Here is a 20431-nt window from a genome sequence, read left to right as displayed (position 1 = left end):
CGGGCTAGTGTAATCGACTGTTGCCGCCGACAGGCGACCGCGGCGTCACGCGATTCTCTGGGCGCTTTCGGGGAACCGTGCTAGAAGGGGTCGCACCCGCGATTTTCCGGAAACCGAAATGCCCCAACCCGCCCGTATTGCCATCGCCATCGCCATCGCCATCGCCATCGCCGCCTGCGTCTTCCTGGCGCTCGCGCCCGCGACCTTGCAGGCCGGTGCCGAGCCCTCCACGCCGCGGGACCACATCCGCACCTACCTCGAAGGCCTGGACGCGGGCGACTTCCCGGCGGCCGGCGGACAGCCGCTGCTCGAGCCCGTGCTGCTGAGTCGGGTCTACCGGGAGCGGGATCACGAGCCGATCTGGCTCGACGACGGCCCGCTGGCCGGCGAGGCGTCGCAGCTGCTCCTGGCCATCGGCGAATCGGTGGCGCACGGCTTTTCGGCGGAGCATTACCACCGGTCCGCGATCGAGCAGCTGATGCAGGCGGGCGACCTGCCCTCGCGCCTCGCGCTCGAGCTGCTGCTCACCGACGCCTTCCTCGCCCAGGCGCTGCACCGCGGCCGCGGCGCGGTGTTCCCGCCGAATCTGGACGCAGACTGGCAGCTACCGCAGGCGGAAGTGGATGCGGCGGCCTTCTTGCTGCAGACGACGGATGCGGCCGGCGACGTGGCCGCGCGGCTCGCCGCGCTCTGGCCGGTGGACCAGGAGTACGCGGCGCTCGTTCGCCGCCGCGCCGAGATTGCCGCCACCGGCGACGAGATGACGGCGCGCGTGGCGCCCGGCCCGCTGCTGCGTCCTGGCCAGTCGGGCGACCGCGTCGTCATGCTGAAACAAAGGCTGATGGGGCCCGGCGATTACTCACCCGTGTACGACGCGGACCTGGAACGCGAGGTGAAGGCGTTCCAGCTGGCCGCGGGGCTGGAGCCCGACGGGCTGGTGGGCGACGGCACGCTGGAGGTGCTGAACGCTCGCCGGGGTTCCTGGATCGATCGAATCGACGCGAATCTCGAGCGCTGGCGCTGGCTGCCGCGGACGACGCCGGAAACCTACATCCGGGTGAACATCGCGGCATACCGCCTGCGCGCGATAGAGAACGGCGAGACCACGCTGGCCATGAACGTCATCGTCGGCAAGCCCTACCGGCGCACGCCGGTGTTCACCGAGACCATGAAATACCTGGTGTTCAATCCGTACTGGAACGTGCCGTTCAGCATCGCGACGAAGGACAAGCTGCCGCTGCTGAAGGCGGATGCCGCGGCCGAGGCGGCGAAGGGCTTCGACGCCAAACCGCGGGGCAGCGACGTGTTCGTGCCGGTGGACGCCATCGACTGGTCGGACGTTACCCCGCGCGGCTTCGACTACCTGCTGCGCCAGCGGCCGGGGCCGCAGAACGCACTCGGCCAGATGAAGTTCATGATGCCGAACCCGTACTCCGTGTATCTCCACGACACCCCGAGCCGGGAGCTGTTCGGGAAACAGGAGCGGAGCTTCTCCTCCGGCTGCGTGCGGCTGGAACGGCCGGAGGCGCTCGCGCGATGGCTGCTCGCGCGCGACGGGCATCGGGACGCCGGCCGGGTGGCGAATCTGGTCGCCTCGGGCGAGACGACGACCATCTACCTGAAGACGCCCGTGCCCGTGTACATCGTCTATTTCACGGCGTTCACCGACGACGACGGCCACGTCGCATTCCGGCGTGACATCTACGCCCGGGACCGGGCTATCGTGGAGGCGTTGCGCGGGACGTGATCCGCGGGGCGCTCAGTCCCAGAACTTCCACCAGGGCTTCTTGCCTTTCTGCGCCTGCTCGTCTTCGGCGTCCTCGCCCTCCGCGGCTTCGCCGCCTTCACGATACTCTTCCATGACCTGCTTGCGCTCGTCGCGGCGCTCGCGCATCTCCTGCGCTTTCTCGCTGCCCTTGTCGGCGCCCTTGCCTGCGGCCTTCGCCTTGCCCTCGGCATCCTCGCCGTATTGCTCCCGGGCGCGTTCCTCGGTCATCTCCTCGGTGCGTTCGCGCTGGCGCTCGAGTTCGCCCGCCTGCTCGCCCAGTTCGGCTTCGGCGCGTTCGCGTTCGGCCTCCGCTTTCTCCTTCGCCTGGGCGGCCTTGCCGGGCTTGTCGTCGGGCGGGCCCTGCTGTGCCAGGGCCGGCGTCGCGGCCAGGGTGAGGCCGAGGAGTATGCTGGTGACGATGATCGGTGCTTTCATGGGGTTTCTCCCTGTGGCGTAGCGGCCATCATGGAAACACTCGACCTAATCGGCGCCCGAGTCAACCGTTGCCGGAACTCCACCGCCCGCAGGCATCCGCGCGAGGGTGGTCAGCTAGTCCGCGCGCTCACGCAGCGGCACCACCAGCACGGGCAGACCGGCGCTGCGCACGACCTCCTCGCTCACGCTGCCGAGCGTCTTGCGATAGAGCATGTCGCGGCCCTGGGAGCCGATGACGATCACCTCCGCGCCCCAGCGCTCGGCCTCGCGGACGATGGTGGGGGCCGGTCTGCCGCGGATCATCAGCGTCTCGCAGTCGACGCCGGCGGCATCCAGCGCAGCGGCACAGCGGTCGAGCAGTTCGCGCCGGTCCCTGAGTTCTTCCGGCACCGGGTCAGTGATGACCTTGCGCACGAGTTGCTGGCCGAAGACGTCCGGCTCGCGCGGCGCGACCTGGATGAGGAGTACTTCGGCCTGCCGTCCCTCGGCGAGGCGGCGGGTGAAGTCGATGACCCGGTCGGCATAGTCGGACCGGTCGACGGCGGCGATGATCTTCATGGGTAATCCGTTGCCCGTGGCCCGCCGGATTATAGCGCCACGACCTGCCCGCTTCCCACGTGTGCGAACCGCCCCGGCGTGCAGGTGAGGATGATGATCTGGCAGTCACGGCCGGCCGCAGCGATGGCGGCGCCCATGGTCTCCAGGCGGGTGGGGTCCGAGAAGCCGAGGGCATCGTCGATGATCAGCGGCACCCCGCCCTGCTCGGCGACGATGCGGGCCGCGGCAAGGCGGGCGAGGATGCCGAGCTGTTCCTGCGCGCCGACGCTCAGTGCCTCGAATGGCAGCGTCTGCTCATCCCGGGTGACGGCCTCCAGCTTCCAGTCGTCGCCGATCGCCACCTCGAAGCTCTGGCCGAAGACGATGCGGCCGAGTCTTTCGATGGCGTCTTTCAGCGGCCGGACATACGCCTGGCGGGCGGCGTCGCGGTGCTGGTTGAGCGTGGTCCAGAGGCGCTCGGCGGCGGCGGCGCGGCGGCGGGTGGTTGCCAGTTCGTCGGCGGTGTCCGTCACCCGGCGGTCGGCGGTCTCCAGGGCGTCGTAGCGGCCGTCGGCCCGGGCGCGCTCCAGGCGGTCGTGGAGGACGGCGAGCTGCTGCTCGGTCTGGGTCAGGTCGCGTTCGGCCCGGGTGAGGGCGTCCCTGGCGTTGGTGTAGAGGGACTCGACGGAGTCGGGGTCGAGCTGGTCGAGACGGCGGCGGATGGCGGCGGTGTCGGCTTCGAGTCGCTCGACCGCGGCGGCGGCGGCGCGGACTTTCGCTTCCAGGGCATCGTCCGCCGCCTCGGCGCGGGCGGCCCGCAGGCGCTGCTGCCTGTCTTTCAGGGTGGCCTCGCGGCCGATGAGAGACTCCTTCGCCTCGCGCAGTGCGGCATCGGCCTCGGCGTGTTCGGCACGCAGCTCCGTTTCGCGTTGCTGGGCGGCCTCGTACTCCGACTCGGCATCCTTGAGGGCGTGTTCGGCGGCGGTCAGGGCTTCGCGGGCCGCGGCGGCGTCGGCCGGGAGGCCATCCTGCCCGTCCCTCAGCTCCAGGAAGGCCTCGCAGCGTTCGCGGAGCGAGCGGACGGACTCGGCAATTTCCTCCGCAATCTCCTCGGCGGTCTCCTCGCCCTTCACCTCGCCCTTCTCCTCGCCCTTCTCCCGGGCCCCGCCCGAGGACAGGATCTCGGCGGCCCGGGCGCGCAGGCGCTGGCGCTCCGCCTCGGCGCTGCGGCGGATCTCGTTCTGCTCGATGGCCTCGGCGAGGTTGTGCACCCGGTAACGCTCGAGGGCGCTCGCGAGCGCCGACTCGGCCTCGCTGAGGTCGCTCTCCAGCTCGGCAGCGGTGCGCGGCGGCGCGATGCGCACGGAGGCGAGTCCGGGGAAGCGGATCTCCAGACCGCTGGCGATGGTGCGCTTCTCGGCCTCGCCGGTGACGAGAGAGACGTCCTCGTCCTCGATGATGAAGTCCACCGACTGCTCCGCCGTGACCGTGACCGCGGTGGCGGCCAGGTCGCGCTTGCTCTTCGCCTTGTCCAGCTCGTGGCTCGCGTCGCGGATGGCCTCCAGGCCGGCGTCGTCGATGGCGATGCCGTTGAGGGTCTTCGAGGTCTGCTTCAGTTGCTCGGCGACGGCGGCGTGGTCTTTCAGGCGCTGCTCGTTCTTCGCCAGGCGGTCGCGGTCCTCAAGGTAGCCGAGATCCCGGCGGGCGGCCTCGACCTGTTCGCGGGCGGCGTTGCGGCGCTTGCGTTTGTCCTCGGCCACCAGGCGGGCGGAGTCGACTCTCTTCGCCCGCTCCCTGGCACGTTCGGCGAGCGGTTGCTGCTTCTCTTTCTCCACCGCGAGCGCCTTTTCGTCGGTCGCTATGGTGTCGGCCAGTGCCTTACGCTCTTCGAGTGCGCGGGCGGCCGCGGCCTGCTGGTCGGCGGCACTGGCCAGGCGGGTCTCGGCGAGCTCGAGTTCCTGCCGGAGCCTGGTCACGCTCTGCCAGGACGCTTCGTGCTCGCGGACCCTGGCCTCGAGGTCCGGGAGGGCCTCGCGGCGGCGGCGGACGTCGGCCTGCAGGCGGTCGTGGGCTTCGGCATCGCGTTCCACCTCCGCGAGCGCGGCGGCGGCGGCGTCGCGCGCGGCGACGGCGGCCTCATGGTCCTGCTCCAGCTGGGCGAAACGGGGTTTGCCGGTCCTGGGGGTGTAGTAACGCTCGTACTCCGCCCGGGCGGCGTCGTACAGGTCCATGTCCTCCACGCCGGTGGTGGCGTGGCCGGCGGCCTCGTCCAGGGCATTGGAGAGGCCCTCGGAATTCCTCAGGTCGGCCGGCGTGAGACTGTCGCCCTGCTCGGTGAGTAGCGCCTGCCACAGGGCGAGGTCCACGGTCTCGTTCAGGATGGCCTCGACCCGCTCGTGCGCCTCGCGGCCGGCGAGCTGCTCGCGCCGCGGCGCGCTCACGTCCAGCGTGGTCTGCGGCGACTTGTTGTAGGTCTTCGAGTAGACGAAGCGGTAGTCGCCGGTCTCGATCTCGGCGGTGACCGTGCTGCCGACGTCGCGGCCCACGGGCATCACCGCCCTGATGGCCTGCTTCTTCGAGGAATCGAGCTCGCGGACGAGCGTGAGCAGCGCCTCCACCAGGGTGGACTTGCCGGCCTCGTTGGGGCCTTCAACAATCGTTACGCCGTCGGCGAAGCGCACGTCGCAGGCGTCGATGCCCTTCCAGTTCTCGAGGGCGAGGCGGCGGAGGCGCATCAGCGGCGGGCGGCATGCGGGGACATGGGAGAGAGTTTAGCAGCATGAGTCCGACCGTCTTCAGGGAGCAAGGCTATCGTTTCTTTTTCTTCTCGCGAGAGGAGGCGCGTATGCATGTGCACGTGATTTCGGGTAGTGGTGAAGCAAAATTCTGGCTGGAACCAGAGATTCAGCTAGCCAGGAATTACGGCTACACTCGTAGCCAGCTAAAGGACATCGAATCTCGGATCGAGGCCCATTACGATGAACTCGTCAGCGCCTGGAAATACCACTTCCGCCGTTGAAGTAACGCAGATCACCAGGCACGGCGTCTGGCTGCTTGCTCATGGCAAGGAGCTCTTCATGCCTTACGATGAGTTCCCCTGGTTCCGCGAGCAGCCGAGAGAGGCCGTGCTGAACGTCGAGGAGCCCGCGCCCGGCCATTTTCACTGGCCGGATATCGACGTGGATCTGACGGCGGAGATCATCGAGCACCCGGAACGGTTTCCGGAACGGGCCGGACCGCGATAGCCGTTATTCGGTCTCCTAAGCCGTTAGCGGACGGCGGGGAACGGGTCGGGGTAAAGGCCGGATTCGAGGTCGCGCCGGGAGTCGCGCCTGAAGGCGCTCCTACGTCGGTTGCCAGACCGTCAGGGGCATGACGGCTGCGATGGATACGAAATCACGATCGGTCGTCAGCATCGTCAGTTTGTGTCGGATGCACAGTTGCGCCAGCAGCGCATCGATGGTTCCGGCCTGGATGCCCCTGCGGCGGCAGCGATTCCGCAATTCCGCAGCGTTGATGTGATCGGCCCGGTCCGGCACGACCAGCGGCAGGGCCGAGAAGCGATCGACTATCTGCCGGTGGGCCTTCGGTTTGCGGAAACCCTGCAGCAGCTCCTGCAGGACGAGGCCGGTGCAGACCACGCTGCCCTCGTCCAGCGCATCCCGGAGCCGCCGGATCTCCGGGACGTCCGGCGGCCGGTCGCGGCGCAACGCCAGTGACCAGACGCTGGTATCGACGAAAAAGGTCAATGCCGCGAGCGCTCCGCCTTGTAGTCGTAGTCTTCATCCCACTCCAGCGACCCGAACAGCTCGGCAACTTCGCTCTGTTCGCGGCGGGCGATGAATTCCTCCAGTGCTTTCGTAACCGCAGCCTTCTTGGTGCGCTCGCCGCTGAGCTCCAGCGCGCGCTCGATCAGGTCCGGGTCGATAGCAAGATTCGTAGCCATTTGTGTGTACCTCTACACATTATTTTACACAAATTGCTTCAGCCGGACAGGACCAGCGTAGCGTGCCGCCGGCCAGGCGGCGGCCTCTATACCCTGCCAATGGCAGCGGATTCGGCTGGTCGGGGCGTGGGAGGACCGGCACTTTGTCATCGAAGCGCCGGATCCGGTCGAAGCAATCCGCTTTCGCAGGGAGCAGATGCGGCCATACTGACGCTTCCGCTGAAACGTCGGGCGCTTCAATTCTCCCTTTCGACCAGCCTGCCCTCCGCATACTTGTGCAGGATGCTGGCCATGAGGGTCTGGTAGGGAATCCCCTCCTCTATCGCGCGCTTCTGGATCGCCTCCACGTCGCGGCTGCTCAGGCGGATGTTGACCCGGCGGTCCTTCCGCAATGTCTCCTGCGCGTACTGCCGATACCGTGCAGCCGCCTTCCGGCCGCCGCGCACGGGCCGAAGCTCGCCGGATTCGTACGCGTCGAGGATTTCCTTCTCTTCTTTCGTCAGTCGTGACATCTAATCGTCCAGGTACTTTCTGGTTGCCTTGCGGCTCGGGATGATCGTCTTCAGGAACACCTCGTCGTCATCCTCGACGAAGGGCACCAGATACGCGTAATCGTCGATCGCAATCACGAACACCCGCTGTCCTGCGTATCGGTCCTGATTCGGATGATCGAGGACACCCACGTTAGTCAATGTGTGCCTATTGTCATCGCTCTTTGTGACTGACGGCCGGCTAGCGCTGACCCGAGTCTCTGTTGCAGCATCCCACGGAAGAACGACTGATCGGGCAATCGCCGATTCTCGTTGATCAGCGGACATTCGAGCGCTGCAGAAGCACGATGGCGACCCCGCCCAGGGTCGCCGCCGACGCAATCACGAGCCGGGGCGTGACGGCTTCTGCGAGCAGCATCACGCCTCCAATGGCGGCGACCACGGGCACCGAGAGCTGCACCGTTGCCGCCTGGGTTGCGGTCAGGCCCTTGAGCGCCGCGTACCAGATCAGATAGCCGAGACCCGATGCGACCGCGCCGGAGGCGACGGCCAGCAGGAAGCCCGCCGGCGTGCCGTGCCAGCGGCCGACGAACGCGATACTCGCGAGGAGCACCAGCGGCAGGCAGTAGAGGAAGTTGTTGGCGGTGGCGGGCAGCGGGTCGCCGCTGCCGCGGCCGAGCAGCGAGTACACGCCCCATGCGATGCCGGCTATCGTCATCAGCACCGCGCCGTCCATCGCCGGCGCGGTCACGCCGGGGGAAACCAGCCAGACGAGACCGCCGATCGCGAGCGCGAGCCCTGCCCAGGAGACCGGCGGGAAATGCTCCCCGGCGCGCAGCGCCGCGACGAACATGGTCACCTGCACGGCACCGAACAGAATAAGCGCGCCGGTCGCCGCACCCAGCGTCAGGTACGCGAACGAGAAGCACACCATGTAGCCGAACAGCATCACGGCGGCCCGCCAGCTGCCCGGCGCCCGCCCCTGCCTGCGCCACCGCGGCGCGACGATTAGCGACAGCATTACGACGCCCGATGCGACCCGGACGGAGGCGAAGCTGGCGGCATCGATGAGCTCCGCACCGAGCGCCATGCGGCACAGGATGGAGTTGGCCGCGAAGGCGATCATCGCCACGGCGGTCAGCGCGAAGGTCGTCAGGGCGCCGGGTGACGGCGAGCGGGAGGGCGGGATTCTCATCGTCTGCCGAGCCTATCAGGGTCGGGCGGCAGGAGGGCCTTCAGCCCCGACAGGAATGGGCATGTAGGAGGGGCTTCAGCCCCGACGCGTTTCCTGGTCGGGCCTGAAGGCCCTCCTACCCGTTAGTTGCGGGTGACGGTGGCGCCCTGGACCGGGAGGCCGGCGGCGTCCAGCGGCTGGCCCGTGGCCGTGTCCTCCAGTTCCAGGGCCATCAGTTCCGCCGTGAAGGTCACGGATGACGGTGGCGGCGGCGGTGGCGGTGGCGGCGGCGGGTTGGTGCCGCCGTTGTCGCCGCCGCCGCCTCCGCCGCCGCCGCAGGCGGCGAACATCAGGAGGCACGCGGCAGTCAGGCATCCGCGTCGCAGTCTGTCGATCATCGGTTTCATAGCGGCCACCTTCAGAAGTCGTAGGTAATCAGGAAACGGGTGGTGCCCTGGGGCAGCTCGAAGGGCGAGCCGAGCTGCAGGTTCAGGGTGCCGTCGTCCGTCGAGTAGGTGCCGGAGCCCAGGCGGGTGTCGCCGGCGTCGACCGCGCCGTTGCCGTCCGCGTCCAGCCACAGGCTGACCCGCTGCACGTCGGCGGCGTCGTCGCCGGAGCCGGAAGCGCGTAGCGTCAGGCGCCTCAGCACCACGTCGGCCGTCGCGCTCGCGAGCTCGAAGCGCAGCAGCGGCACGTCGTCGGCGCCGGCATCCACCTCCCGGTCGGCGACGGCGAGTCCGGCGGCATCCACCGACGGGCCCGTGGTCTCGAGCGCAATACCGCCCGGATCGACAATCGTGCCGTTGCGCTCGCCGTCGGCGTCGTTGGGGCCGCCGTCTTCCAGCGTGAGCTGCACGCAGTGGTGGCCGGCCGTGAGCCCGGCGGTGTAGCGCGCGCTGCCCGGTTCCGGACAGATACCCGGCTCGCCGGCTGCGGAGGCGAGTGCGTTACGTGCGTCTTCCACGAAGTCCTGCCAGCCGAGGTTGGCCACGTACTTGCGCCAGACGGCCCCGGCGGGCACCGGCTGGGGCAGGGGGATCACCACCCGCGCGGTGTCGGCGGGACCGTAGGCGCTGCGCACCTCGAAGTCGTGGAGGCCGAGCGGATAGTGATAGCGCTCGTCGTCCACGTTCACCGCCGGCCCGCCGTCACTGCCGTGGTTGCGGATGTCGGTCATGGTCACGCGGGCGTCGTTGCCGCTCGCGAGTGCGGTGCGGCCGAGCGAGAGAACGTTGCCTTCCTCCGCCTGCAGGATCGCCGGGGAGCCGGTCTCGGCCAGCAGGTGATGCCAGTCCTCGCTCGGGTCCAGCCAGGCGGGCACGCCGTTGCGGTTGCGGTCGGCGATGCCCTCGGCTGCGTCGGCGACGCCGTCGCCGTCCCGGTCGGCGTCCGGGGACAGGGCCGGTGCGGCAGGCACCACCCGCAGGTAGCGGTGCACGGTGGCGGAGCGGGCCGGCAGGCCGTCGTCGGTGGCGGTCACGACGACCCGGTAGGTGCCCGCGGCCACGCCGGCCGGGTCGAAGGTGAAGGTCCGTTCGTCGTAACCCTCGGAGGGCACCAGCGCGCCGTCGCTGGCGCTCCAGTCGTAGCCGACCGCGTCGTCGTTCGGGTCGCCGCCCTCCACGCTGACCCGCACCGGGCCGCCGTCGGCGGTCACCGTCGTGCGCTGCTCGGAGGCCTGCACGATGTCGATGCTCGGGGTGGGCGCCAGGTTGGCTTCCGAGATGGTGACGACGGCCTCGTCACTGCCGCCGACGACCGCGTTGCCCGGGTCGCCGAGGCGGACGACGATCGTCTCGTCCAGTTCGGGCAGCGCGTCGGCGAAGGTGCGCAGGGCGATGATGGTCTGCGTCTGATCGCCGGCGAGACCGCCGCCCTCGAACCGGATCTCGGACTCGCCGCTGTCGAATTCGTAGTCCTCGCCCTCGGTGGCCGTGCCGCCGACGGTGTAGGGCACCACCACCGGGTACTCCGGCGCCGGGCCGTTCAGCCGCACGGTGAGCACCCGCTCCGTGCCCTCGCCCATCGGCAGGGCGCGGGTGGCGAAGTTCACCAGCGGCAGCACGTCCACCTGCTGGGTGTCCGCGGCCTCGTTGCCAGCCGCATCCGTCACCCGCCAGGTCACGACGTGGCGGCCCGGCGGGAACGGTGCCTGCCGGTCCGGCGTGGCAGCAAGCGTGCCGTCGCGGGCATCGCTCGCCGTCGGCTCGCCGAGGTCCACCGGCGTGTGCGGGCCGATGGCGTCCACGACGATATCGGCGGGAGCCGTAAGCTGCGGCGGCACGTCGTCGACGTTGGGATCGCCGCCGGCGCGGAACTCGTCCGCATTGCTGCGCCCGTCGCCGTCGGCGTCGGTGTCGGCGTCCGCGGGATCCTCCGGGTTCAGGCCGTTGTCCGTCTCCCAGGCGTCCGGCATGCCGTCGCCGTCGGTGTCGGCGTTGTAGCGCTCGTCCTCGGGGAAGGCGTCGTCGGCGTTGGCCACGCCGTCGCCGTCGATGTCGTCGTCACAGGCGTCGCCGACGCCGTCGCCGTCCAGGTCCGACTGGTCGTCGGCCGCCGTGCGCGGGCAGTTGTCGAACTCGTTGCTGGTGCCGTCGCCGTCGATGTCGTCGTCGCAGGCGTCGCCGACGCCGTCGCCGTCGAGATCGGCCTGGTCGGTGTTGGCCGTATCCGGGCAGTTGTCCGCGCCGGTGGCGACGCCGTCGCCGTCCGGGTCGTCGCCCGGGTCGACGGCCGTCAGGGCATGGCGGTAGATGCGCACGTAGCCGCCGTCGGGGTTCGGGCTCTGGGCGGTGGCGATGTCCGGGGCGCCGCCGGCGATGTCGTCGACGCCGTCGCCGTCCACGTCGCCCGGGATGGCGACGTAATAGCCCAGCATGTCGTAGTCGATGTCGCCCTCGCCGGTCTCCGGGTCGGCGGTGAGGCCGTCCGGCCCGCCGCGGTAGACCTGCACGTAGCCGGCGTCGGCGAGTCCGCCCCGGTTGGCACCGACCACCACGTCGGCGTAGCCGTCCCGGTCGAGATGGCCCAGGGCCACCCGCACGCCGAACTGGTCGCCGTGGGTGTCGCCGGGGTCGCTGCCGTCGTCGCGGCCGGCGATGGTCTGCACCGGCGGCGTGGTGCTGACGATCTCGTCGACGTCGGCCACCCAGTACGCCGTGGTGCTGTCGTAGACGTGGATGCGGCCGCGGCCGCCGTAGGCGCCGACGACCAGGTCGTCGATGCCGTCGCCGCCGATATCCGCGCCGCTGGCAATGCTGAAGCCGAAGCGGCTGGCCGACTCCAGGGCCTGCAGCTCGAAGGACGCCGCGGGCACGAGCGCCGGCGCCGCCCAGTCGTTGTCCGCGCCGAGATAGCCCGTGACCTTCTCGCCGCCGCCGACGAGCAGATCGGCGAGGTCGTCGCCGTCGATGTCGGCCACCGCGACGGCGGACGCCGAGAGGACATCCAGCGCGTGGACCAGCGGCGCGCCGTCCGGGCCGCCCGTGGTCGAGCGGTAGACGTACACCCGGGCGCGCTCGCCGGCGACGTTGGTCAGCGCCACCAGGTCGTCGATGCCGTCGCCGTCCAGGTCGCCGCTCGCGAGGAACGTGCCCAGATCGGCGCCGGTCTCGAGGCCTGTGAGACGCAGGTCCGGCGTCTCGTAGATCTCGCCGTTGTTGTAGCGGATGTCGATGCCGTTCTCGCTGGCGACGGCCACGTCCGGGTAGCCGCTGTCGTTCCAGTCGCCGGCGGCGACGGCGCGGCCGTAGGCGGTGTCGCCTGCCCCGGCCGGTAGTTCGGTGAGACCGGACGTGACGCCGTTCTCCGAGCCCCAGGCGATGAACGCGGCGCCGGCACCGTCGTATCTCAGCGCGCCGATCAGCACATCGGCGTAGCCGTCGCCATTGAAGTCGCCGCCGGCCAGGGCCTGGCCGAAGCGGTCGTCGGCGCCGGTCTCGGGCGCGGTCAGCCGCGCGCCGGCCTCGGCGGCCGGGCGCTCGGCCAGTTTCGGGAAGCCGCGGGCGCGGTATTCCTCCGCGAGCGTCATGCCGTCGCCGTCCTCGTCGGCCGCGGCGTCGTCCGCCGTATCCGGTTCGTAGCCGTAGTCCGTCTCCCACTCGTCGGGCAGGCCGTCGGCGTCCCGGTCGTCGGCGTAGTCGGGGTCGTCGGGGAAGGCGTCGTCCACGTCGATGACGCCGTCGTCGTCGGCGTCGGCCACCGAGACGGCCAGGACCGCCACGTTCTCGTCGCGGATCTTCGGCCCGTCGTCGAAGATCTCGAGCTCGATGGCGTAGGACTGCTCCTCGCGGGCGGCCTCGAGGCCGACGTAGCCCACGAGCTCGATGCGCGTGGCCTCGCCCCGGGCGAGATCACCGAGCTCGCACTCGAGCCGTTCGCCCTCGGCGCAGCGCGGGTCGACGGAGACGATGTCGAGGCCGTCCGGGATACCGAGGGACACCCGCACGTTACCCGCGACCAGCCCCTCCCAGCCGTCGGGGCGCAGGTTGGTCACGGCAATCGGCAGCGGGAAGGGGATGTCCGGATCCACCGCGTCGACCGGTGCACCGAGTTCCGCCGTCACGACGGTGGCGTCGATGACCTCGACGGTGGTGGTGGCGACGGTGTCGTCGAGGCCGAGATCCGGGTCGTTGAACATCGTGACACTGAGCGTCTTCGGCCCGACGCTCTCCCAGGTATGGCTGGCGATCAGGTAGCCGATGCCCGGCGCGGCGGGCAGGTGCGGGTCGATCTCCCGGTCGTTCAGATCGCGGCGGCCGGAGTTCGCCCAGTCGGGGCCGGTGGCACTCGTGCCGTCGCCCCATTCGATCGCGAGAATCTCCTGCTGCTCGTCCGGATCCTCGTCCGGATCGGAATAGTCCGCCGTGACGGTGCGGCGGAATCCGCGCGCCGCCTTCAGGTCGTCGGGCAGGTCGATCGCCACCGGATCCGGCACCGGTCGGATCTGCAGCCGCACGTCGGCGTCCGTGGCGGCGCTCGCCACGCCGTCGCTCACGTTCCAGGTGAATCCGTCGTCGCCGCTGTAGTCGGGGTCCGGTGTGTAGCGCAATACCACGGAGTTGTCCTGGGAGGCGATCTCGGTCAGCGTCCCGCTGTCCGGTGCGGTCTGCACGCTGAAGGTGTGCGTATCCAGACCGCCGGTGCTCACGAAGCCGTCGGGGTCGTAGGAGCTCAGGCGGATGAAGATCGTGCCGTCCTCATCGAGCTCACAGCGGACCGGCTCACCCAGCGTCTGGTCGGTGTAGCAGCGGGAGCGAAGGCGCTCCGGCGGCCGGAAGGCCCGGTCGACGGTGACGGTCACTTGGGCAGGCGCGCTCTCGTCGATGCCGTCGTCGACGACGTAGGTGAAGCGATCGACGTCGTTGTAGAAGTCGAAACGGGAGACGTATTTCACCTTCGCGCTGGCATCGGTCACGTCGTAGAACGGCAGCGTCTTGAAGACGTGGACGAAGTCGTCGCCGTACTCGCTGTCCGGTTCGATCACGAAGAACGAGGTGGAGTTGACCGAGAGGCGCTTCGGCTGCCCCATATTGCCGAGGATGAAGCCGGGTTCGTCGCCCTGGTTGACGCCGGTGCCGGTGGACTCGGCCTCGCCGGCGAAGCTCCCGTCCGGCCCGAAACGCTGCACGCGGAAGTTCAGGGTGTCGGCCACGTAGAGCCGGTCGTTCGGGTCGAGCTTGATGTCGCGCGGCCCGTCGAACTGCCCCGGGCCCGCACCGGCCGTGGCCCAGTTGCCGTCCGCATCCAGATCCTGAATGCAGGTGTCGTCCGTGCACGCATACCCCCGGCTGGTGCCGCTTGCCTCGTCACAGCCGTTGTAGGGCACGCCGGTGTCCGGGTCCGCCTTGTTGGCGGCACAGCTCCCCATCCAGCCGACATACTCGCCGAGCTGCCACTCGCCGAGGGCATCGCGGATGGTCGGCGCCCACTTGTGGATGCGGTTCTTGCGCGGCTCCAGTACATAGACATAACCCTCGCTGTCGACGGCGATGTCGGTGCCGCGCAGCGAGGTCTCGGTCAGGTCCAGACCGCCGATGATCGGGATCGTGAGATCGACGGGCGGGTCCGGGTCTTCCTCCAGCGTCGCGATGCCGGAGACGTCGAGGATGCCGATCTTCTGCTCCTCGGCCGAGAGATCGGGGTCGTCCGTGGAGGGGCGCACGTGCACGCCGTTGAAGTGCAGCTCGTACAGGAGATCCCAGCCGGACTCGCCGACGACGCCTTTCACCTCCCGGCCGTAGATGACGTCCGTCTCGCTGTAGGAGGAGCGGCCGTGGGCACGCAGGTCGCCGAGATCGGCGTCGAGGCTGCGGAAGTTCAGGCCCTGGCCGAAGGTCGTGACGATGTCCTCGAAGATGATCCAGAAGCGGCCGTTGTGGTCGACGGTGAACTCGTCCCGGGGCCACTCGTTCGAACCCAGGCCCGTGTCGTCGTAGGCCGGGTCGGCGGTGGGATACAGCGCGCGCATTGCCAGGAAGTTTCCGTTCTCGTCCCAGACGGATATGCGCGGGATGGCCGGCAGCTCGCCGGGAACGTCCAGGTGGTTGATCGGTGTCTCGCCGCAGACGAAGAACTTGTCGCGGATGTAGTAGACGTTGTCGTCACTCACGTACACGTGGCTCGGCTGGTAGACGAAATCCACCGGGATCACGTTGCCGAGGTCGTCGGCGCCGGGCGTTCCGGGCCCGGCCAGGCAGACGTTCTGATTCAGATAGGTGCCACGCTCGCCGGCGAGCGTATCGACGAAGCCCTGGGCCAGATCGCCCAGCGGGCTGACCCGTGTGATCTCGTCACCTTCGCGGCGCTCGCCGACCGGCGTGATGCGGAAGTCCTCGATGAAATAGGGATACAGCGGCGCCTCGAAATAGCCGCTCTCCGGCAGGCTCGCGATGCGGAAGTCCAGCGGGTCGACGCGGCCGTCGATCAGGTCGGTGTCCTCGCCCTCCAGCAGTATCTCCACGGCCTCTGAGGTGATGGTGGAAGCGCTCGCCGACTTCGCCTCGGGCGGCGTGTTGCTGCCCGGCCATTTCAGCGTCACCACCTGGGTGTAGCGATCCGGGTCGTCGGGGCCCGGCTCCGTCCGGTTGCCGGAGGCGTCGGTGGCCCACCATTGCACGATATAGCGGCGGCCGCCCTCTTCTTCCGTGGGTGCCGCCAGGCGCTCGCCTGCATCGTTGTCCGTCACGGGCGCGGGATCCGCCAGGTCGACCACCCGTGGCCGGCCGAGGGGAAAGGGCTCGGCCGTCAGGTCGATATCGGTCTCGGAATAGCGCGCGAAACCCGGCGGCGGCACCAGGATCGGCGCCTGGGTGTCCACCACCCGGATGCGCTGGGTGAGCGTGGTCACCACGTTGTCGCCGTTGCCGAGCCAGCGCTGATTGGCGGCCAGGGAATGCTCGGCGGTCTGATACGGGCCGCCGACGCGCTCCCGGCTCTCCCAGGTCACGATACTCTCCTGGTCGATCGGCAGCAGTCGCGCATCGCTCTCGTCGGTCTCCGTGAAGAACGCCTTGCCGCAGTCGTCCACCGGTTCGAATCGCTCCTGCAGTTTCTCGCGCACACGGCCGAAACGCACGCCGCCGAAGTCCGTGGCCTCCAGTTCGACGAGCTGCTCCTCGATGGGCGCGCTGCCGGTTTCGGTGTCGCGCAGATACGGCAGGTGCGTGTCCCACACCTTCAGCCACTGGGTGCCGCGATTTAGCGCGGTGATCTCGGAGATACGCTCGTTCCACGCGGTGGCGCTGATGTCCTCGTCCTTAGCGGCCAGTCCGGCGTCGATGGCGAGCTCGTAGAGCGTCGTGACGACACGGCCGGTGAATTTCGCCGCGCCCTTCTTCAGCGCCAGTTTCGCCATCGCCGTCTTGGCAACGCGGCTCTCCGCGTAGGAGGAGATGGGGATGAGCACGCTCGGCAGGGCGATGTCGAGGACCGGGTTCATGTACATGTCGGCCTGCCAGCTGAGACGGTGCAGGCCCTCCGGGAATTCCGGGTAGATGACGCCGCCGGCGAGATGCTCGTTACTGACCGAGACGGTGATGTCGCCCGACGGGTGGAACACGGACGGTGCACCCAGATCGGCCCAGACGTCATCCAGCGGGTTGTAGGGGATGAAGTAGGTGCTGGCGTAGCTCTCCTCGATGCCGTCGTCGTTCGCTTCCCCCTCCAGCGGCATCTTGAACCGGTAGACGCATTCGTTGGCGAACTCGGAGCCGCTGGCCGGTGCGTTCGGCGTGAGCTCCAGGTCCGCGGGCAGGCGCAACGACGGGGGCAGGAATTTCATGCCGATGTCCGTGCCGTAGCCGACCACCTCCGCGATCTGGTCGAAGGGCGGCGGCGCCAGGCCCGCCGGCACGCTCGCCACGTGCGCCCCGCCCAGTGAGCCGAGCGCCGCATCGAGCGTCCCGTTGTCGTCGGGCGTGCGCACGAGCACCGCGCCGCCGGCCGACTGCATGGCCATCACCGTCAGCAAGGCGCTCGCCAGGAGGTGGGCCGAGCCGAGGCGATGCCGCGGTGCACAAATCGTATTGGCGCTGGAAGTCATGTCGATTCCCCGGTTTTCTTCTGCCCTTGTCCCTGAAGGCGCAGAAAGCGGGGGAATCGTCTACGGATGGGTAGACGGGTAGGTCTACCGATGGCTGCCGGCGGCGATCCCGTTACCGATCCGGATCGTTCAGACGGACGTGCAGCCAGGCCTTGGCGAGGGTGAGATCCTGGGCCAGCTTGGCGCGCGACACGCCGCGGGCGGCCGCCGCCTCCTCGTAGGTGAGGCCGCCAAAGAAGACCAGTTCCACGGCAGCTGCCAGGTCGGCATCCTTGTCCGCGAGTTCGGCCAGGGCCTCATCGAGGTCCAGGATGGCCGTGAGCGGCTGCTCCGCGGCCACGGCGGCCTCGTCCAGGGTGACCTCCCGGGCACCGCCGCCCCGTTTGGCGCTGGCCTTGCGGCGAGCGTGGTCCACGAGGATGCGACGCATGGTACGCGCGGCCATGGCATAGAAATGGGCCCGGTCCTGATAGTCGAGCTCGATGTCGGCGAGACGCAGGAAGGCCTCGTTCACCAGCGCGGTCGCCTGCAGGGTGTGGGGTCCGGATTCCGCCCGCATCTGCTGGCCGGCGAGGCGCCGGAGTTCGTCGTAGACGTAGGGTGCGAGCTCGTCCAGCGCGCCGGCGTCGCCTTCGCGCCAGGCGTGGATCAGTCGGGTGATGCGCCCTGCGTCGCTCATCGCTCGGCTCTTGTGGCCCCTTGGAAGCCCTGGTCTATGACTGGTCTATTACTGGTCTATGACTAGTCTATTATCAGGGGATGCAGCACGACGGTACAGTACGGGCATGGCGAGCGGGGGCGACCAGCACTGGAGCACGCTGAAGGCCATCTTCGCCGAGGCGATGATGCGCCCACCGGACGCGCGGGAGGCCTTCCTGCAGGAGCGCTGCGGCGGAAACGAGGCGCTGCTGGCGGAACTCCTCGATCTCGTCCGCGCGAGCAGCGAAACCGACGCCGGACTCCGTGACATCGTGGCGGATGCTGCCGGCGAAATCACCGCCGCCGACGGCATGCGCAGGCTCGGCCCCTACCGGCTGGTCCGGCGCATCGGCGAGGGCGGCATGGGCACCGTCTGGCTGGCCGAGCGTGCCGACGACCAGTACCGCAAGCAGGTGGCGCTGAAGATCCTGCGCACCGGCGGCGATGCATCCCTCGTCAGCCGCTTCCGCACAGAACGCCAGCTGCTGGCGGACCTCGATCACCCGAACATCGCGCGCCTGCTCGACGGCGGCGAGACGGAAGACGGGCGGCCATGGCTCGCCATGGAATACGTCGAAGGCCTGCCGATCACCGACTACTGCGACCGGCACGGCCTCGACATCGAGGCACGGCTGCGCCTCTTCCTCGACTGCTGCCGCGCAGTGCAGCATGCACACCGCCGGCTGATCATCCATCGCGACGTCAAGCCGTCGAACATCCTGGTGGACGAGCGCGGCACGCCATACCTGCTCGACTTCGGCATTGCGAAGCTGCTCCAGGCCGGCGAGCTGCAGCACACGATCGCGGTCACGCAGGATGCGGCGCGGATCATGACGCCCGGCCACGCCAGCCCGGAGCAGGTGCGCGGCGAGACCGTCACAACCGCAACAGACATCTACTCCCTGGGCATCCTGCTGTACCAGCTCCTTAGCGGTCACTTCCCGTATCCGCTGGAGCGGTCGACGGCCGCCGAGCTCGAGCGCGCCATCTGCGAGCAGGAGCCGGCGAAACCGAGCAGCCGGGTGACCGCGGAGCAGCCGGCCGCGCAAGGGGAAACGGAGGACGCCGCCGACGTCGGGCGCGCCCGCGGCACGACCGTCGGCCGGCTACGCAGGGAACTCGCGGGCGACCTCGACAACATCGTCATGATGGCGCTGCGCAAGGAGCCGGACCGGCGCTACGAGTCTGTGAGCGCACTCATGGCCGACGTCCGGGCTTACCTGACGAGCCGACCGGTGAGCGCCCGCGCGGATTCCGCGGGTTATCGGCTGGGCAAGTTCCTGCGCCGCAACGCGGCGGGCGTGGCTGCAGCCGCCGGGGTACTGCTCGTCATCGCCGGCCTCGTCGGCTACTACACCTGGCAGCTCGCCGCAGAGCGCGACCGCGCCCGCACCGAGGCGCGCGTGGCCAACCAGGCAACGGACTTCGTCGTCACGCTGTTCAACGCAGCCAACCCGAAGATGACGAATCCCGGGGAGATCTCGCCGCGCTCGCTGCTCGAGGAGGGCCGGCGGCGCATCGACGAGGAACTCGCTGAGGCGCCCCGTGTGCGCGGCCGCCTGCTCGGCGTGCTCGGGGAGGCCTACCATTCGATGGGGGATCACGAGACGGCGATCGCCCTCGGCCGCGAGGCGGTGACCATCTACGACGAGGTCTATGCCGACCGCCCGGCGGAGGCCGCGCGCGCGAAGGCCGCGCTCGCCCAGAGCCTTGCCCAGGCCGGACAACGCGAGGAGGCCGCCGCGCTGTTCGAGGAGGCGCTCGCAGCCCTCCGCGCCGATGCGGACGCCGACGACGGCGCGCTCTCCTCCACGCTCAACCGCTACGGGAGGCTGCTGCGAGAGCTGGGCGAATACGACCGCGCGGAAGCGCTGCTCCGGGAGGTACTGGCCATGGTCGAGACCGGCCGCGACGTCTCCGCGCGCACGTCGGTTGCCGCCCTGGTGAATATCGGCACCGTCCTCGCCGGCAAGTCCCGCTACGCCGAGGCTCTGGAGTATCTGCAGCGGGCGGAGGCCCGCTACGCGCAGATCGGCGGGTCCGCCGACTACTCCCGGGCCGCGCTGTACCTGTCGATGGGCAACTACGAGTCGCGTCTCGGCAATGCAGAGGCGGCGCTTGCGCATCTCGACCGCGCCGTCATGCTTATGAAGCGGACGTTGGGGTCCGAGCACGAGGATTACGCGGCTGCCCGCCTCGCCCGCTCGAACGTGCTGGGCCTCCTCGACAGGGACGACGAAGCCGAGGCGGAGATTCGTGCTGCCCTGGCAGTGCAGCGCAGGGCACTCGGTCCGGACGACGCCCGCGTGGGCCTCAATCATCACTATCTCGGCAGTTTCCTGTGGCGCAAGCGGGGCGAGTACGAGGCGGCCGTGGGAGAGTACCGGCAGGCGCTGTCCATCTACGAGGCCGGGCTGAAGGCCGACCATCCCTACAAGGTGTTCACCCTGAACGCGATCGGCTCCATCCGGCTGGCGCAGGAACGCTATGACGATGCGGTGCAGCGGTTCGGCGAGGCGCTGGCGCTGGCCGAGACCGGCTTGCCGCCGGACCACCAGCAGGTGGTGTACGCGTACCGGGAACTCGGACGCGTCTACCGCGAGCGGGGCGACCACGAGCAGGCGCGCGCGTGGTTCGAAAAGGGTCTCGACCAGGCGCGCCGCGACGGCAGCTACCCCTACACCTTCGAACCGCTGCTGCAGGACTACGCCGAGCTGGCCGATGAGATCGGCGACGAGAAACTGGCCAACCGGCTGCGGGAGCAAATCGCCAGACTCGACGAAGGCGCCTGATCGGTACGCAGGAGGGCCTTCAGGCCCGATCGCGCTGTCGCGCCTGA

General features: G+C 69.3%; 15 protein-coding genes. 4 read left to right on the top strand and 11 right to left on the bottom strand.

The window, feature by feature from the left end:
• Positions 1-118 precede the first annotated feature (118 nt).
• The gene (locus ACJMK0_RS04845) at positions 119-1747 is read left to right on the top strand and encodes a L,D-transpeptidase family protein (RefSeq protein ID WP_405236052.1); all 1629 of its coding nucleotides are present in this window, start codon (positions 119-121) and stop codon (positions 1745-1747) included.
• Positions 1748-1759: 12 nt separating this feature from the next.
• On the opposite strand, the gene ACJMK0_RS04840 is transcribed toward ACJMK0_RS04845, so the two are convergent.
• From ACJMK0_RS04840 to ACJMK0_RS04830, 3 genes are all read right to left on the bottom strand, one after another.
• Entirely contained in the window at positions 1760-2203 is a 444-nt protein-coding gene (locus ACJMK0_RS04840) for a hypothetical protein (RefSeq protein ID WP_405236051.1), read from the bottom strand.
• A 114-nt stretch (positions 2204-2317) separates the two neighbouring features.
• Entirely contained in the window at positions 2318-2761 is a 444-nt protein-coding gene (locus tag ACJMK0_RS04835; protein ID WP_405236049.1) for a universal stress protein, read from the bottom strand.
• Positions 2762-2790: 29 nt separating this feature from the next.
• Complete coding sequence (locus ACJMK0_RS04830) at positions 2791-5475, bottom strand: AAA family ATPase (protein WP_405236047.1); 2685 nt, start codon at positions 5473-5475, stop codon at positions 2791-2793.
• 44 nt (positions 5476-5519) lie between these two features.
• Here ACJMK0_RS04830 and ACJMK0_RS04825 point away from each other — a divergent pair, with 44 nt between their 5' ends.
• The gene (locus ACJMK0_RS04825) at positions 5520-5759 is read left to right on the top strand and encodes a DUF4160 domain-containing protein (protein ID WP_405236045.1); all 240 of its coding nucleotides are present in this window, start codon (positions 5520-5522) and stop codon (positions 5757-5759) included.
• Positions 5719-5985 (top strand): DUF2442 domain-containing protein, encoded by a 267-nt coding sequence (locus tag ACJMK0_RS04820; RefSeq protein ID WP_405236043.1) that lies wholly within the window; start codon positions 5719-5721, stop codon positions 5983-5985. Before ACJMK0_RS04825 ends, ACJMK0_RS04820 begins: the two co-directional genes overlap by 41 nt.
• Before the next feature lie 99 nt (positions 5986-6084).
• On the opposite strand, the gene vapC is transcribed toward ACJMK0_RS04820, so the two are convergent.
• The 8 genes from vapC to ACJMK0_RS04780 form a co-directional block, all read right to left on the bottom strand.
• Complete coding sequence (vapC, locus tag ACJMK0_RS04815; protein ID WP_405236041.1) at positions 6085-6489, bottom strand: type II toxin-antitoxin system VapC family toxin; 405 nt, start codon at positions 6487-6489, stop codon at positions 6085-6087.
• Positions 6486-6686 carry a type II toxin-antitoxin system VapB family antitoxin gene (locus ACJMK0_RS04810; RefSeq protein ID WP_405236039.1) on the bottom strand — a complete coding sequence of 67 codons (201 nt, stop codon included), beginning with the start codon at positions 6684-6686 and terminating at the stop codon, positions 6486-6488. The genes vapC and ACJMK0_RS04810 overlap by 4 nt, the downstream gene beginning before the upstream one ends.
• Before the next feature lie 236 nt (positions 6687-6922).
• Positions 6923-7198 (bottom strand): antitoxin, encoded by a 276-nt coding sequence (locus ACJMK0_RS04805; RefSeq protein WP_405236037.1) that lies wholly within the window; start codon positions 7196-7198, stop codon positions 6923-6925.
• Entirely contained in the window at positions 7199-7504 is a 306-nt protein-coding gene (locus ACJMK0_RS04800; RefSeq protein WP_405236035.1) for a toxin, read from the bottom strand.
• Positions 7494-8372, bottom strand: coding sequence for a DMT family transporter (locus ACJMK0_RS04795; RefSeq protein WP_405236033.1), 879 nt, complete (start codon positions 8370-8372; stop codon positions 7494-7496). Before ACJMK0_RS04795 ends, ACJMK0_RS04800 begins: the two co-directional genes overlap by 11 nt.
• Positions 8373-8494: 122 nt before the next feature.
• Positions 8495-8758: a hypothetical protein gene (locus ACJMK0_RS04790; RefSeq protein WP_405236032.1), complete on the bottom strand. Its 264-nt coding sequence runs from the start codon at positions 8756-8758 to the stop codon at positions 8495-8497.
• 11 nt (positions 8759-8769) lie between these two features.
• Complete coding sequence (locus tag ACJMK0_RS04785; protein ID WP_405236030.1) at positions 8770-16893, bottom strand: choice-of-anchor U domain-containing protein; 8124 nt, start codon at positions 16891-16893, stop codon at positions 8770-8772.
• 112 nt (positions 16894-17005) lie between these two features.
• Positions 17006-17572 (bottom strand): ECF-type sigma factor, encoded by a 567-nt coding sequence (locus ACJMK0_RS04780; protein ID WP_405236028.1) that lies wholly within the window; start codon positions 17570-17572, stop codon positions 17006-17008.
• A 106-nt stretch (positions 17573-17678) separates the two neighbouring features.
• On the opposite strand from ACJMK0_RS04780, the gene ACJMK0_RS04775 reads away from it, so the two are divergent.
• Positions 17679-20384 carry a serine/threonine-protein kinase gene (locus ACJMK0_RS04775; protein ID WP_405236026.1) on the top strand — a complete coding sequence of 902 codons (2706 nt, stop codon included), beginning with the start codon at positions 17679-17681 and terminating at the stop codon, positions 20382-20384.
• Positions 20385-20431: the final 47 nt, after the last annotated feature.

The organism is Lentisalinibacter orientalis (genome assembly GCF_040706535.1).
GTDB lineage: Bacteria > Pseudomonadota > Gammaproteobacteria > Steroidobacterales > Woeseiaceae > Lentisalinibacter > Lentisalinibacter orientalis.
Note: the sequence above shows the minus strand (reverse complement) of the source record. Positions and strands in the feature narration are given on the sequence as shown.